At 45.9% G+C, this 14,983-nt stretch carries 12 protein-coding genes; 11 read left to right on the top strand and 1 reads right to left on the bottom strand.

Annotated features, from left to right (window positions below):
• Positions 1 to 15 precede the first annotated feature (15 nt).
• The 7 genes from ftsW (at position 16) to lpxC (ending at position 8,276) form a co-directional block, all read left to right on the top strand.
• Positions 16 to 1,212, top strand: coding sequence for a cell division protein FtsW (ftsW, locus tag GXP65_RS06335; RefSeq protein WP_038888955.1), 1,197 nt, complete (start codon positions 16 to 18; stop codon positions 1,210 to 1,212).
• Positions 1,199 to 2,266 carry an undecaprenyldiphospho-muramoylpentapeptide beta-N-acetylglucosaminyltransferase gene (gene murG / locus GXP65_RS06330; RefSeq protein WP_162092320.1) on the top strand — a complete coding sequence of 356 codons (1,068 nt, stop codon included), beginning with the start codon at positions 1,199 to 1,201 and terminating at the stop codon, positions 2,264 to 2,266. The genes ftsW and murG overlap by 14 nt, the downstream gene beginning before the upstream one ends.
• A 23-nt stretch (positions 2,267 to 2,289) precedes the next feature.
• Positions 2,290 to 3,747 carry a UDP-N-acetylmuramate--L-alanine ligase gene (gene murC, locus GXP65_RS06325; protein ID WP_162092319.1) on the top strand — a complete coding sequence of 486 codons (1,458 nt, stop codon included), beginning with the start codon at positions 2,290 to 2,292 and terminating at the stop codon, positions 3,745 to 3,747.
• Between the two features lie 191 nt (positions 3,748 to 3,938).
• Complete coding sequence (locus GXP65_RS06320; RefSeq protein ID WP_005528702.1) at positions 3,939 to 4,724, top strand: cell division protein FtsQ/DivIB; 786 nt, start codon at positions 3,939 to 3,941, stop codon at positions 4,722 to 4,724.
• Positions 4,717 to 5,979 carry a cell division protein FtsA gene (ftsA, locus tag GXP65_RS06315; RefSeq protein ID WP_005528700.1) on the top strand — a complete coding sequence of 421 codons (1,263 nt, stop codon included), beginning with the start codon at positions 4,717 to 4,719 and terminating at the stop codon, positions 5,977 to 5,979. The genes GXP65_RS06320 and ftsA overlap by 8 nt, the downstream gene beginning before the upstream one ends.
• A 30-nt stretch (positions 5,980 to 6,009) precedes the next feature.
• Complete coding sequence (ftsZ, locus tag GXP65_RS06310) at positions 6,010 to 7,257, top strand: cell division protein FtsZ (protein ID WP_005528698.1); 1,248 nt, start codon at positions 6,010 to 6,012, stop codon at positions 7,255 to 7,257.
• A 101-nt stretch (positions 7,258 to 7,358) separates the two neighbouring features.
• Positions 7,359 to 8,276: a UDP-3-O-acyl-N-acetylglucosamine deacetylase gene (gene lpxC, locus GXP65_RS06305; RefSeq protein WP_005436150.1), complete on the top strand. Its 918-nt coding sequence runs from the start codon at positions 7,359 to 7,361 to the stop codon at positions 8,274 to 8,276.
• A 69-nt stretch (positions 8,277 to 8,345) separates the two neighbouring features.
• On the opposite strand, the gene GXP65_RS06300 is transcribed toward lpxC, so the two are convergent.
• Entirely contained in the window at positions 8,346 to 8,804 is a 459-nt protein-coding gene (locus tag GXP65_RS06300; RefSeq protein WP_005528694.1) for a DciA family protein, read from the bottom strand.
• Positions 8,805 to 9,224: 420 nt separating this feature from the next.
• On the opposite strand from GXP65_RS06300, the gene secA reads away from it, so the two are divergent.
• The 4 genes from secA (at position 9,225) to carA (ending at position 14,970) form a co-directional block, all read left to right on the top strand.
• Positions 9,225 to 11,954, top strand: coding sequence for a preprotein translocase subunit SecA (gene secA, locus GXP65_RS06295; RefSeq protein WP_010646536.1), 2,730 nt, complete (start codon positions 9,225 to 9,227; stop codon positions 11,952 to 11,954).
• Positions 11,955 to 12,027: 73 nt separating this feature from the next.
• Positions 12,028 to 12,426 (top strand): 8-oxo-dGTP diphosphatase MutT, encoded by a 399-nt coding sequence (gene mutT, locus GXP65_RS06290; RefSeq protein WP_005425408.1) that lies wholly within the window; start codon positions 12,028 to 12,030, stop codon positions 12,424 to 12,426.
• Between the two features lie 113 nt (positions 12,427 to 12,539).
• Positions 12,540 to 13,349: a 4-hydroxy-tetrahydrodipicolinate reductase gene (gene dapB, locus GXP65_RS06285; RefSeq protein ID WP_005425407.1), complete on the top strand. Its 810-nt coding sequence runs from the start codon at positions 12,540 to 12,542 to the stop codon at positions 13,347 to 13,349.
• A gap of 481 nt (positions 13,350 to 13,830) precedes the next feature.
• Positions 13,831 to 14,970, top strand: coding sequence for a glutamine-hydrolyzing carbamoyl-phosphate synthase small subunit (gene carA, locus GXP65_RS06280; RefSeq protein ID WP_010445883.1), 1,140 nt, complete (start codon positions 13,831 to 13,833; stop codon positions 14,968 to 14,970).
• The last annotated feature ends 13 nt before the right edge of the window (positions 14,971 to 14,983 follow it).

Genomic DNA, 14,983 nt, shown 5'->3' with positions numbered 1-14,983 from the left:
AAGGTCACACACTTCGTGGGTTTAGGTAACGTTAAACGCAGCATTGGCACTTGGCTTAAGCATCCTGCACCAGAGGCGCTCTTTGATCGTCAACTTGTCTGGATTGCGCTGGGTTTGATGTTAACTGGCTTGGTGATGGTGACATCAGCATCATTTCCTATCAGCTCACGTTTGACGGATCAGCCGTTTCACTTCATGTTCCGTCATGCCACCTTCCTAGTTCTCGCGATTGGTGTTTCCTCCGTTATTCTCCAAGTGCCTTTGCAGGAGTGGTTCAAGAAGAGCCACTACCTACTGTGGCTTGCTTTTGGCTTGCTCATCATCGTATTAGTCGCTGGTAAGTCGGTGAACGGTGCCTCACGTTGGATCCCGCTGGGTCTGTTCAACTTGCAGCCTGCCGAAGTCGCCAAGCTCTCGCTATTTGTCTTCATGTCCGGTTATCTGGTGCGTAAGCAAGACGAAGTTCGCCAAACTTTCTTTGGCGGTTTCATGAAGCCGATTATGGTGTTTGCCTTCTTCGCGGTCTTGCTGCTTGGTCAGCCCGACTTAGGTACTGTGGTCGTAATGCTGGTGACCTTGTTTGGCATGTTGTTCATTGCAGGCGCTAAGCTCACGCAGTTCTTAGCTTTGATGATTGCCGGTATCGCTGCGGTCGTTGGTTTGATTTTGGTTGAGCCGTACCGTATTCGCCGTGTTACGTCATTCTTAGACCCTTGGGAAGATCCATTCGGTAGCGGTTATCAGCTCACACAATCACTCATGGCGTTTGGTCGTGGTGAGTGGTTTGGTCAAGGCCTCGGTAACTCAATTCAAAAACTCGAATACCTACCAGAAGCGCATACCGACTTCGTTTTTGCAGTATTGGCAGAAGAGCTCGGGTTTGTTGGTGTGGTATTAGTACTCATGCTGATTTTTAGCTTGGTATTAAAAGCGGTCTACATTGGTAAGCGCGCTTTTGATGAAGGCGAAATGTTTGGTGGTTACCTCGCATTTGGCATCGGTATTTGGTTTGCTTTTCAGACGTTGGTTAACGTTGGCGCAGCAGCAGGTATCGTTCCAACCAAAGGTCTTACTCTTCCACTAATCAGTTATGGTGGTTCGAGTCTTATTATCATGTCCGTGGCAGTATCTATCTTGCTGCGAATCGATCACGAATGCCGCTTGAAGCGCGGCCAGAAAGAATCAGAACAACAAGTCGATGAAGAAAAATAAACGTTTGATGGTGATGGCTGGTGGTACTGGCGGTCACGTGTTCCCGGGTCTTGCGGTAGCGAAGCAGCTACAAGAACAAGGTTGGGAGATTCGTTGGTTAGGCACCGCGGATAGAATGGAAGCCGATCTAGTGCCAAAACATGGCATTGAAATCGACTTTATCAAAGTAAAAGGTCTACGAGGTCAAGGCGTTAAGCGTCTTTTTGCGGCACCATTTCAAATTATCAATGCCATCATGCAAGCTCGAGCTCACATGAAACGCTGGCAGCCAGACGCAGTGCTTGGCATGGGCGGCTATGTTAGCGGTCCTGGTGGTATTGCCGCTTGGATGAGTGGTATTCCTGTAGTGCTGCACGAGCAGAATGCAGTCGCAGGCCTGACGAACCAATGGTTATCGAAAATCGCGAAGAAGGTATTTCAAGCTTTCCCAGGTGCGTTTCCAAATGCTGAAGTGGTTGGCAACCCCGTTCGTGAAGACGTGACTCAATTGGCCGCGCCAACTGAGCGCATGCAAGAACGTCAAGGTCCAATTCGTATTTTGGTGATGGGCGGCAGCCAAGGCGCACGCATTCTTAACCAAACTCTGCCAGAAGTGATGGCAAAATTGGGCGATGATTACTGTATTCGTCATCAAGCGGGCAAAGGCTCCGCTGAAGAGGTGAACGCAGCATACCAAGCAAATGGTGTTGCGCATGCAGACGTTACAGAGTTCATTGACGACGTGGCAGAAGCGTATGCATGGGCTGACCTTTTAGTTTGTCGTTCAGGAGCGTTAACCGTTTCGGAAGTCTCGGCGGCAGGTGTGGGGGCTATTTTTGTTCCGTTTATGCACAAAGACCGTCAGCAAGCACTGAATGCAGACCACTTAGTGGATTGCGGTGCGGCGAAAATGATTGAACAACCAGATTTAACCGTTGAGTCATTGACTCAGCAGATCCAACAATTGGATCGACAAGCTTTACTTACAATGGCTGAGCAAGCGCGTGGCGCTGCAAAATTGAATGCTGACCGAGTTGTCGCACAAGCCATTGTCGCTTTGACCGAAAAGCGTTAACCGAATTATTGAGAATAGAATTGATGACAATCCAACATACACAAGACTTAGCTCAGATTCGCGCAATGGTGCCAGAGATGCGCCGCGTGAAATCCATCCACTTCATCGGTATTGGTGGTGCGGGCATGAGCGGCATTGCAGAAGTGCTATTGAACGAAGGCTACCAAATCACAGGTTCTGATCTATCAGAGAACCCAGTGACAGAGCGTTTAGTATCAAAGGGTGCAACCGTATTTATCGGCCACCAAGCGAGCAATGTAGAAAAAGCCAGTGTTGTTGTGGTTTCAACGGCGATTAACGAAGAAAACCCAGAAGTGATGGCAGCGCGTGAGTTGCGTATTCCTATCGTACGCCGCGCAGAGATGTTGGCTGAATTGATGCGCTTCCGTCATGGGATTGCTGTTGCGGGTACGCACGGCAAAACAACGACCACGGCGCTTGTGACGCAAATCTATTCTGAAGCGGGCTTGGATCCAACCTTTGTTAACGGTGGTTTGGTTAAGAGCGCGGGTACGAACGCACGCTTGGGCTCTAGCCGAATCTTGATTGCTGAAGCAGACGAAAGTGACGCTTCATTCTTGCATTTGCAACCTATGGTGAGCATCGTAACGAACATCGAAGCTGACCACATGGATACATACGGTGGTGACTTCGAAACCTTGAAGCAAACCTTCATTGACTTCCTTCACAACCTACCGTTTTACGGCCAAGCAATTGTATGTATCGACGATCCTGTGATTCGTGAATTGATTCCTCGAATTAGCCGTCAAGTGATCACTTATGGTTTCTCTGAAGATGCGGATGTTCGTATCGAGGATTATCACCAAGAAGGTCAGCAAGGCAAATTCACCGTAGTACGCGAAGGTCGTGCGAATCTTGATATCACACTAAATATTCCTGGCCGCCATAATGCCTTGAACGCATCAGCAGCAATTGCGGTTGCCACAGAAGATGACATTAGCGATGAAGCGATTTTAAAAGCAATGGCAGGTACTCAAGGTACAGGTCGTCGTTTTGACCATTTGGGTGAGTTTGATACGGGCAACGGCCATGCCATGCTTGTCGACGATTACGGTCACCACCCAACAGAAGTGGACGTAACGATCCATGCCGCGCGAAGTGGTTGGCAAGATAAGCGCTTGGTGATGATTTTCCAACCGCACCGTTACAGCCGAACTCGTGATTTATACGATGATTTTGCAAACGTACTTGAACAAGTTGATGTGCTAATCATGTTGGATGTATACGCCGCAGGTGAAAAGCCAATAGCAGGTGCAGATGGTCGAGCATTGTGCCGTACCATTCGCAGTCGTGGGAAGGTAGATCCAATTTTTGTCCCAGAAATCGAGCAATTACCTTCAGTTTTGGCTAACGTTATACAAGACGGCGACCTGATTTTGACTCAAGGCGCGGGTGATGTTGGTAAAGTGGCGAAGCAATTAGCAGCACTTGAATTGAACATTAGCAAGATGCTCTGTTAGCGACCAAGGTTGACGCAAGGTACAGAGAAAGACCTAGATCTCGATTTTGCGTCAAGAACGTTGTGATTTATCGCTATCAGTGTTTGATAGTTTACAAGAGCTCAGTATAATCCCAAGGTTAAAGTCAATGCTTTTGCCAATGTGTGCTAACACGGTGAAAAGTACAGGACAAAAGTCAGGAAACGAAGACGTTGTTGAATATTGCACTTAATGAAGAGCGACTTAACACGGACAATAACCGTGGTCGCCAAGATAAAATCTTAGGTGCGCTATTTTTCGTTGTTGTGGTGACCTTAATTAGTTCTGTTTTGTACTCAGCGATCAGTTGGATGTGGGATGACCAAAGGTTACCTCTCTCCAAAATAGTACTTCAGGGAAAACTGGAGTATGTCACTGCAGACGATGTTCAAGCTGCGTTTAGCCAGATTGATCATATTGGCACCTTCATGTCACAAGACATTGATGTGTTGCAACATAGTGTTGAAGCCATTCCTTGGGTTGCGCATGCCGCGATCCGCAAACAATGGCCTGACACAGTAAAAGTATTTTTGACAGAACATCGCCCAGTCGCCATCTGGAATGGCAACGAGTTATTAGATAATAATGGCTTGGTATTTGGAGGCGATGTCGGCCTGCTAAAGGAAGAGAAAGTTAAGTTATATGGACCCAATGAAACCGGGCCGGAAGTCTTGCAAACCTATCGCGAACTCCGACCTAAGTTCCAAACACTGGGTCTTGCTATATCGTCTCTTGTATTAAACGAGCGACGAGCTTGGCAAATCATCCTTGATAACGGTATTCGACTAGAGCTCGGTAAAGAGTCTCTGGATGAGCGAATAGAGCGTTTCTTCTTGCTCTACAACAAGCTTGGCAGTGACACACAAAGAATCAGTTATATCGATCTTAGGTACGATACGGGAGCCGCGGTTGGTTGGTTTCCTGAACATGAGTTAGAACAAGAGAGTACGAATGACTAAGGCCGCTGATGACAACATTATTGTTGGTCTTGATATAGGCACTGCAACCGTATCAGCTCTAGTGGGTGAGATTCTACCGGATGGCCAAATAAATATTATTGGTTCGGGTAGTAGCCCTTCACGTGGCATGGATAAAGGCGGCGTGAATGATTTGGAGTCGGTTGTAAAATCAGTACAACGCGCAATTGATCAAGCTGAGTTAATGGCGGAATGCCAAATCAGCCGAGTATTTATTTCGTTGTCTGGTAAGCATATCGCAAGCCGAATTGAAAAAGGCATGGGCACTATATCGGACGAGGAAGTTTCTCAAGAAGATATGGATCGCGCTATCCATACCGCAAAATCGATTAAAATCGGTGATGAACAACGAATCCTTCACGTGATTCCGCAAGAGTTCACCATCGACTACCAAGAGGGTATCAAAAATCCGCTTGGTTTATCTGGAGTGAGAATGGAAGTGAGTGTCCATTTGATCTCATGCCATAATGATATGGCACGCAATATTATTAAGGCGGTAGAACGCTGCGGCCTTAAAGTAGAGCAACTTGTTTTTTCTGGGCTTGCTGCGAGTAACGCGGTAATTACCGAGGATGAAAGAGAGCTTGGGGTTTGTGTGGTCGATATTGGCGCTGGCACGATGGATGTTTCTATCTGGACTGGTGGTGCGTTACGTCACACAGAGGTGTTTTCTTACGCAGGAAATGCTGTAACTAGCGATATTGCCTTTGCTTTTGGTACGCCTGTGAGCGATGCTGAAGAAATAAAGGTCAAATATGGTTGTGCCTTGAGTGAACTGGTCAGTAAGGATGACACGGTTAACGTTCCAAGCGTAGGTGGTCGACCTTCACGTAGTCTGCAGCGTCAGACTTTGTCAGAAGTGATTGAACCACGCTACTCTGAGCTTATGGGACTGGTTAACCAAACTATCGACTCTGTACAAGCGAAATTGCGCGAAGAGGGCATTAAGCACCATCTCGCCGCGGGTGTAGTTCTTACCGGCGGTGCAGCGCAAATCGAGGGAGTGGTAGAATGTGCGGAACGCGTATTCCGCAACCAAGTAAGGGTCGGCAAACCGCTCGAAGTCAGCGGATTAACTGACTATGTAAAAGAGCCGTACCATTCTACGGCAGTTGGATTACTTCATTACGCAAGAGACATGCAGTCTAGCGACGATAGCGATTATAATGAACCTAAGCGCTCATCTGTTACTGGCTTTTTCGGTAAATTGCGTAATTGGATACAAAAAGAGTTTTAACCTGAGTTGCAGGATAAACGGAGACAACACATGTTTGAACCGATGATGGAAATGTCTGACGATGCAGTAATCAAGGTCGTTGGGGTTGGTGGCGGCGGTGGTAACGCTGTTGAACACATGGTGCGTGAATCCATCGAAGGTGTGGAATTCATCAGCGTCAACACTGATGCGCAAGCACTTCGTAAGACAAGCGTTGGCAATGTCATTCAGATTGGTGGTGATATCACTAAAGGTCTGGGTGCAGGTGCGAATCCACAGGTTGGCCGTGAGGCAGCTCTCGAAGACAGAGATAGACTTAAAGATTCCCTAACTGGTGCCGATATGGTGTTTATCGCAGCTGGTATGGGCGGTGGTACTGGTACTGGTGCAGCACCTGTTATCGCTGAAGTAGCAAAAGAGCTGGGTATTCTTACCGTTGCGGTAGTAACAAAACCGTTCAGCTTTGAAGGCAAAAAGCGTTTGGCATTTGCAGAGCAAGGTATCGATGAGCTTTCTAAGCACGTTGACTCTTTGATCACGATTCCAAACGAAAAGCTACTTAAAGTACTTGGCCGTGGTGTAACGCTGCTAGAAGCGTTTGCAAGCGCGAACGACGTTCTTAAGAACGCAGTTCAAGGTATTGCAGAGCTAATCACTCGTCCTGGCATGATCAACGTCGACTTTGCAGACGTACGCACTGTGATGTCTGAAATGGGTCACGCAATGATGGGTAGCGGCATCGCGAAAGGCGAAGATCGTGCAGAAGAAGCAGCAGAGATGGCTATCTCTAGCCCACTTCTAGAAGACATCGATCTAGCGGGTGCTCGTGGTGTTCTTGTTAACATCACTGCTGGTCTGGACATGCGTCTTGATGAGTTTGAGACTGTAGGTAACACAGTGAAAGCATTTGCTTCGGACAATGCGACAGTGGTTATCGGTACTTCTCTAGACCCAGATATGACGGACGAAATCCGCGTAACAGTTGTTGCGACAGGTATCGGCAACGAGAAAAAACCAGACATTACGCTAGTTGCTGGTGGCAAAGCGAAAGTAGCTCCGACGGCTGCACCGCAAGCTCAACCACAACAGCAAGCTGTAGCGCCACAAGCTGAAGAGAAACCGGCACAAACTTTGCAGACTACTCCAGTGCAAGAGAAGCCACAGGTAACTCCTCAGCCGACAAACACAGTTTCTTCTTCTCCAGCTTCATCTGCGGGCCAAAGCTCAGCAGCACCAAAGCAAGAGAAAGAAAGCGGTTATTTAGATATTCCGGCATTTTTGCGTCGTCAGGCTGATTAATCTTTAACCCGTAAATTTGACATAGCTCAAAATTATGGTAGCATTCACGGTCGACGTTACAGACGGCCGTGTTTTGTAGCATATTTTAGAGAGGCAAGCAGATGATCAGACAACGTACTCTGAAAGAAATAGTGAAAACAACTGGTGTGGGTCTCCACTCTGGTCGTAAAGTCACACTTACTCTGCGCCCAGCTGCTGCTAATACAGGTATCATTTACCGTCGTACAGATGTAAACCCACCTGTAGATTTTCCAGCTGATCCAGCGTCTGTTCGTGACACTATGCTATGTACAGCACTAGTGAACGATGAAGGCGTGCGTATTTCAACTGTTGAACACTTGAACGCGGCACTTGCTGGTATGGGCATCGACAACATTATTGTTGAAGTTGACGCACCTGAAATTCCAATCATGGATGGTAGCGCTAGCCCATTCGTATACTTGCTACAACAAGCAGGTATCGAAACGCAAAATGCGCCTAAGCGTTTTATCCGTATTAAGAAACCAGTTCGTTTTGAAGATGGCGATAAGTGGGCAGAATTTGTTCCATTTAACGGCTTCCGTATGGACTTTGAAATTGAATTTAACCACCCTGCGATCGAATCAGACGAGCAACGTCTTCTGTTTGATTTCTCATCTCAAGGTTTCGTTCGCGAGATTTCTCGTGCACGTACATTTGGTTTCATGCGTGATATCGAATATCTACAATCTCAGAACCTAGTTCTTGGTGGTAGCTTTGATAACGCAATCGTACTGGATGATTACCGCATTCTTAACGAAGAAGGCCTACGCTTTGATAACGAGTTTGTTACTCACAAAGTATTGGACGCGATTGGTGACCTTTACATGTGTGGTCATGCAATTATCGGTGAATTCCGTGCGTTCAAATCAGGTCATGGTCTAAACAACCAACTTCTACGTGCTGTTCTTGCTGATCAAGAAGCATGGGAATGGACAACATTCGAAGAAGAAGAAGGTTCACCAGTCGCATTTGCACAACCAAATATGGTTCTAGCGTAAAATACGCAAACGCAAACAAATTAAAAAAGCCAGGCAATGCCTGGCTTTTTAGTATCTGAAGTTTCGTTGCTATTTTTCGCTTTTCTTCTCTGCCATATCGGCAAGGCGCTTCAAACGTTCTTGGATCTTCGGTGGCGCCATATCAGCAATGATCAACAGTGAGTTTGCCGCGGATTCGGTTAATGGTGGACGCTTTGGTTTGTTCTCTTGTTCGAACCGATTACGGTAAAGGGAAGGGTTGATTCTTACCTCCACACTCATTAATTTTGCGTAGCCCTGAGTTCTCAGTTTATTGAGGATCATTAGGCGATCGTAATCGATCTTCATTTTGATCGCAGCACTTGATACATCAATTAATAAATGACCGCTGCGAACGTTCGCCACACGGCAATGATCGGCCGTTCCTTTTGGCAAGATCTCCTGCAATGCCTGATTCAGCTGCAAGATTTCCCCTGCGTGCTCTTGAATCTGCTTAAACTGAGATTCAGCAATAAGGTCGTCTGTTGAGGTAGGGCGATGATCACGCATAGGTAAAATCTAATTTTGTTGAGATATGGGTATTCTAGAGCAGCTTTCTGCTTAGGTATAGTTTACATTATGGCCTTAATCTTCAACTTCACCAGACGATTTGGGTTTAGCAAGTAAAAGCGGATTGTTTTGAAAATGCTGACTTTACGCCGTGAGGCTTGTGTAATACTGGCTAATCCTCCATCAGTTTGTCTAAAAACTTACGAGTGCTTCAAACAAATACGTCTATTTATGGTTGTATCGATGAAAAATCCTTACACTAAGCCACATTGATTCAAAATTTAGCCTTGAAATATGGATGTTTGAACTCAATATCTTTGATAAATGATTTATCTCAGTATTCTTAGTTCCAAACTGGCAGAGACTGAAGGCATTACGAGTAGATCGGGAACGGTCTGATTAAAGAGAGATCCACGAAAAATGATAACTAAGCTACTGACAAAAGTAATTGGCAGTCGCAACGACCGAACACTGCGCCGCCTTAGAAAAATTGTAAAAGAGATTAATAACTACGAACCAACGTTCGAAGCACTTTCTGATGAAGAGCTAAAAGCGAAGACAGTTGAGTTCCGTGAGCGCCTAGAGCAAGGCGAAACTCTTGATAAGCTACTTCCAGAAGCTTTTGCTACGGTTCGTGAAGCATCTAAACGTGTTTACGGCATGCGTCACTTCGACGTTCAGCTTATCGGTGGTATGGTACTGAACGGCGGTCAAATTGCGGAAATGCGTACTGGTGAAGGTAAAACTTTAACTGCAACCCTTCCTGCTTACCTAAACGCACTTCCAGGTAAAGGTGTACACGTAGTCACAGTGAACGACTACCTAGCAACGCGTGATGCTGAGACTAACCGTCCACTATTTGAATTCTTAGGTATGACTGTTGGCGTAAACGTGCCAAACATGCCTCCTCAAGCGAAGAAAGAAGCTTACCAAGCTGACATCCTATACGGTACAAACAACGAATTTGGTTTTGACTACCTACGTGACAACATGGCTTTCCGCAATGAAGACCGTGTTCAACGTGAGCGTTTCTTCGCTGTAGTCGATGAGGTGGACTCAATCCTTATCGATGAAGCTCGTACTCCTTTGATCATTTCAGGTCCTGCAGAAGACAGCTCTGATCTATACACTCGTATCAACCTGCTTATTCCACAGCTTCAAAAGCAAGATAAAGAAGATTCTGAAGAATACCGCGGTGACGGTCACTACACAGTAGATGAGAAATCTAAACAGGTTCACCTAACAGAAACGGGCCAAGAATTCGTTGAAGAATTGATGGTGAAAAACGGTCTGATGGAAGAGGGTGATACGCTTTACTCTCCAACGAACATCAGCCTACTGCACCACGTAAACGCAGCGCTTCGCGCACACGTGTTGTTCGAACGCAATGTAGATTACATCGTTAACGAAGACGGTGAAGTTGTAATCGTTGATGAGCACACGGGTCGTACAATGCCGGGTCGTCGTTGGTCTGAAGGTCTTCACCAAGCGGTTGAAGCAAAAGAAGGCGTTAAGATTCAAAACGAAAACCAAACGCTGGCTTCGATTACTTTCCAGAACTACTTCCGTCTATACGAAAAACTGTCAGGCATGACAGGTACAGCGGATACAGAAGCATTCGAATTCCAATCGATTTACGGTCTTGAAACGGTTGTTATCCCAACTAACAAGCCAATGATCCGTAACGATATGCCAGACGTGGTTTACCGTACTGAAGCAGAGAAGTTTGCTGCAATCATCGAAGACATCAAAGAGCGCGTAGAGAAAGGTCAACCATCTCTAGTAGGTACGGTTTCTATCGAGAAATCAGAACTGCTATCGAACGCACTTAAGAAAGCGAAGATTAAGCACAACGTACTGAACGCGAAATTCCACGAACGTGAAGCTGAGATTGTTGCAGAAGCTGGTACACCTGGTGCAGTAACTATCGCAACGAACATGGCAGGTCGTGGTACCGATATCGTGTTGGGTGGTAGCTGGCAAGCGAAAGTGGAAGCACTGCAAGATCCGACTAAAGAACAGATCGACGCGATTAAAGCTGAGTGGAAACAAGTTCATGATCAAGTACTAGAGTCTGGTGGTCTACACATCATCGGTACTGAGCGTCACGAATCTCGTCGTATCGATAACCAGCTACGTGGTCGTTCTGGTCGTCAAGGTGATGCGGGTTCATCTCGTTTCTACCTATCGATGGAAGATTCACTATTGCGTATCTTCACTTCAGACCGTATGGCTAGCCTTATCCAAAGTGGTATGGAAGAAGGTGAAGCAATCGAATCTAAGATGCTGTCTCGTTCAATTGAAAAAGCACAGCGTAAAGTGGAAGGCCGTAACTTCGATATCCGTAAACAGCTTCTTGAATACGATGACGTAGCGAACGATCAACGTAAAGTGGTTTACGAATTGCGTGATGAGCTAATGAGCGTTGACGACATTAGCGATATGATCGAGCAAAACCGTGAAGATGTAATCACTGCGATCATCGACGAATACATTCCACCACAATCTCTAGAAGACATGTGGGATGTGGAAGGTCTACAAGAGCGCTTGAAGGCAGACTTCGATCTAGACGCGCCAATCAAGCAATGGCTTGAAGAAGACGACAAGCTATACGAAGAAGCGCTACGTGAGAAGATCACTAACCTAGCGGTTGAAGTTTACAAAGCGAAAGAAGAAGTGGTTGGCGCACAAGTGCTACGTAACTTCGAAAAATCAGTAATGCTTCAAACGCTAGATACGCTATGGAAAGAGCACCTAGCGGCGATGGATCACCTACGTCAAGGTATTCACCTACGTGGTTACGCGCAGAAGAACCCGAAACAAGAGTACAAGCGTGAGTCGTTTGAACTGTTTGAAGGTCTACTAGAAGCGCTGAAAACAGACGTAATTACTGTTCTATCTCGTGTTCGTGTTCAACAGCAAGAAGAAGTTGAACGTATGGAAGAGCAACGTCGCGCGCAAGCTGAAGAAGCGGCACGTCGTGCACAAGCTCAACACGCGGCAGCACAAAACCCATTGTCTGAAGGCGAAGAGTCTGAAGAAGGCGCTCACCAACCAATGGTTCGTGAAGAACGCAAAGTGGGCCGTAATGAGCCTTGTCCATGTGGCAGTGGCAAAAAGTACAAACAGTGCCACGGTAAAATCGACTAATACAGTCTGAAAACATAAATAAAGAGTCGCTTAGGCGGCTCTTTTTGTATTGATAGATCTAGGAACGAATCTAATGAAAAGAATTCACATTGTTGCGGCGATCATCTTTAACCAAGACAAATCGCAAATCTTCATCACCAAACGTCCAAGCGACAAACACAAGGGCGGTTTTTGGGAGTTCCCTGGTGGTAAAGTTGAACAAGGCGAAACGGTTGAACAAGCGATGGTTCGTGAGCTTGAGGAAGAGATTGGCATTACGGTGACTGAGCAAGCTTTGTTTGAACACTTGGAATACGATTATCCTGATAAGTCCCTGAAGTTTGATTTTATGACAGTATCTCAATTCGATAACCAACCTTATGGTCGCGAAGGCCAAGAAGGTTGTTGGGTGGATATTGCAGCATTGCCTGAGTACGCCTTTCCTGAGGCGAATGTGCCGATTCTGGAACGTGTGGTTAAAGAGTTTTCTTAACCTGCATCTAACTGCCTTGTGGTTAACACGGGATATTGTTAGTTTAAAAAGATACAGCGAAACGAGAGAAGGCGAGGTAAGCCTCGTTTATCCAGAGAAGGAGAGAAAGCGCAATGGTTCGTATTGCAATCGCAGGAGCTGCCGGCCGTATGGGTCGCAATCTAGTTAAAGCATCACATATCAATCCAGAAGCATCCGTTACTGCTGGTTCTGAACGTCCAGAATCGTCTCTAGTTGGTGTTGATGTAGGTGAACTGTGTGGTGAAGGTAAGTTTGATGTCTTTCTGACGGATGATTTAGCCAAGGAAGTCGACAACTTTGACGTTGTAATCGATTTTACTGCTCCAGTGAGCACGTTAGCGAATCTAGAGCTGTGTAAACAACATGGTAAAAGCATTGTCATCGGTACTACGGGCTTTAGTGAAGAAGAACGTGACCTGATTGATGAAGCAGCAAAGCAAATTCCTGTTGTTATGGCTCCGAACTACTCTGTAGGTGTGAACCTAGTCTTTAAGCTTCTTGAAAAAGCAGCCAAAGTGATGGGCGATTACTGTGATATAGAAATCGTAGAAGCGCATCACCGTCATAAAGTTGATGCTCCGTCTGGTACCGCGATTGGTATGGGGGAAGCCATTGCTGGCGCGATGGGTAACAAACTGAGTGACGTTGCGGTATATGCACGTGAAGGTATCACGGGCGAACGTACCAAAGATGAGATCGGTTTTGCGACTATCCGCGCTGGTGATATCGTCGGTGAGCATACTGCAATGTTTGCTGATATCGGTGAGCGTGTCGAAATTACCCACAAAGCAACGGATCGTATGACCTTTGCTAATGGTGCTGTAAAGGCCGCAGTTTGGTTACATTCTAAACCAGCGGGCTTTTATACCATGACCGATGTCCTCGGGTTGAATGAGCTTTAAGTACATAATTATTCGCCGGCGTAAGCCGGCTTTTTTGTATTTGAAGAAAATTATGTAAATGAAATGAGTACGTGCGATGCGCGTGTTATCGATAGTTTGGTTGGTTTTTTGGGTGGTTTAACTGTTTATTTGTGTGTAATGCTCAAAAATGATAGTTGATTTTGCTGGATGAACGTTTGCGCAAAAAACTCGGAAAATTTTGTGATCTGTAATAAGTTCAAATTTGTAAAATTCACAAAAAAGTCATGGCAACTGATGTGTAGGTAAGTAAAACTTACTTTTTTAGGGCTTTTTCTGTTGAAATGCCCTTACTCGCTAGAAAGTACTAATTTATTTTTCAATGTGTGTTGACAGTTTCCAAGTCCGTCTTTAGAATACCGCCAATTTGTCAAAAATACCTGTTTATGTAAATAATCAAGGTAAAGGAAGGCAAATTTGCAGCTTAATTTATTTTTTATGCATTTTTATTCTGGAGGTTGTCTTGGGTAAATTAGCACTGTTAGTCCTAGAAGATGGGACAGTGTTCCGCGGTGTTTCCATTGGAGCAGATGGTATTTCCGTTGGTGAAGTTGTTTTTAATACCTCGATGACGGGGTACCAAGAAATTCTCACTGATCCTTCCTATTCTCAACAAATCGTTACTCTTACTTATCCTCACATAGGCAATACCGGAACCAATTCCGAAGACGAAGAATCTTCTTCAATCCACGCACAAGGCCTTGTGATTCGCGATCTCCCTCTTATCGCTTCTAACTTCCGTAATGAACAATCCCTTTCTGATTACCTCAAGTCGCAAAACATCGTCGGCATTGCAGACATCGACACGCGTAAGCTAACTCGTATCCTGCGTGAAAAAGGTGCTCAAAACGGTTGTATCGTAGCTGGTAACAATCTAGACGAAGCTTTGGCACTAGCGAAAGCAAAAGAATTCCCTGGCTTGAAAGGAATGGATCTTGCGAAAGAGGTTACAACAAAAGAAGCGTATCAATGGAAACAAGGTTCGTGGACGCTTGAGGGTGGACTTCCAGAAGCGAAAGACGACAGCGAATTGCCATATCACGTTGTTGCCTACGACTTCGGCGCAAAACGCAACATCCTGCGCATGTTGGTTGACCGAGGCTGCCGCCTAACGGTTGTTCCTGCTGAAACTTCAGCAGAAGAAGTTCTGGCTCTAAACCCAGATGGCGTTTTCCTATCAAACGGCCCTGGTGACCCAGAACCATGTACTTACGCGATTGAAGCGACAAAAGTATTCCTAGAAAAAGGCCTGCCAATCTTTGGTATCTGTCTAGGCCACCAAATCCTTGCGCTAGCATCGGGTGCACAAACAGTGAAAATGAAGTTTGGTCACCACGGCGCAAACCACCCAGTAAAAGATTTGGAGCGTAATGTTGTGATGATTACGTCGCAGAACCACGGTTTTGCAGCAGACGAAGCAACACTACCTGAAAATCTACGTGCTACTCACGTATCGCTATTTGATGGCTCTCTACAAGGTATTCACCGCACAGACAAGCCAGCATTTAGCTTCCAAGGTCACCCTGAAGCGAGCCCAGGTCCACACGACGCGGCACCGCTATTTGACCACTTTATCGAACTAATCAAAAAACACAGCGCTTAATTCGGAGTAGTAG

This window comes from Vibrio sp. LB10LO1, assembly GCF_010092875.1.
Classification (GTDB): domain Bacteria; phylum Pseudomonadota; class Gammaproteobacteria; order Enterobacterales; family Vibrionaceae; genus Vibrio; species Vibrio campbellii.
Note: the sequence above shows the minus strand (reverse complement) of the source record. Positions and strands in the feature narration are given on the sequence as shown.

Coding starts and splice junctions, on each gene's coding strand:
- murG (WP_162092320.1), top strand. CDS start 1,199: ATGAAGAAAAATAAACGTTTGATGGTGATGGCTGGTGGTACTGGCGGT.
- ftsZ (WP_005528698.1), top strand. CDS start 6,010: ATGTTTGAACCGATGATGGAAATGTCTGACGATGCAGTAATCAAGGTC.
- dapB (WP_005425407.1), top strand. CDS start 12,540: ATGGTTCGTATTGCAATCGCAGGAGCTGCCGGCCGTATGGGTCGCAAT.
- mutT (WP_005425408.1), top strand. CDS start 12,028: ATGAAAAGAATTCACATTGTTGCGGCGATCATCTTTAACCAAGACAAA.
- secA (WP_010646536.1), top strand. CDS start 9,225: ATGATAACTAAGCTACTGACAAAAGTAATTGGCAGTCGCAACGACCGA.
- ftsA (WP_005528700.1), top strand. CDS start 4,717: ATGACTAAGGCCGCTGATGACAACATTATTGTTGGTCTTGATATAGGC.
- lpxC (WP_005436150.1), top strand. CDS start 7,359: ATGATCAGACAACGTACTCTGAAAGAAATAGTGAAAACAACTGGTGTG.
- murC (WP_162092319.1), top strand. CDS start 2,290: ATGACAATCCAACATACACAAGACTTAGCTCAGATTCGCGCAATGGTG.
- GXP65_RS06300 (WP_005528694.1), bottom strand. CDS start 8,804: ATGCGTGATCATCGCCCTACCTCAACAGACGACCTTATTGCTGAATCT.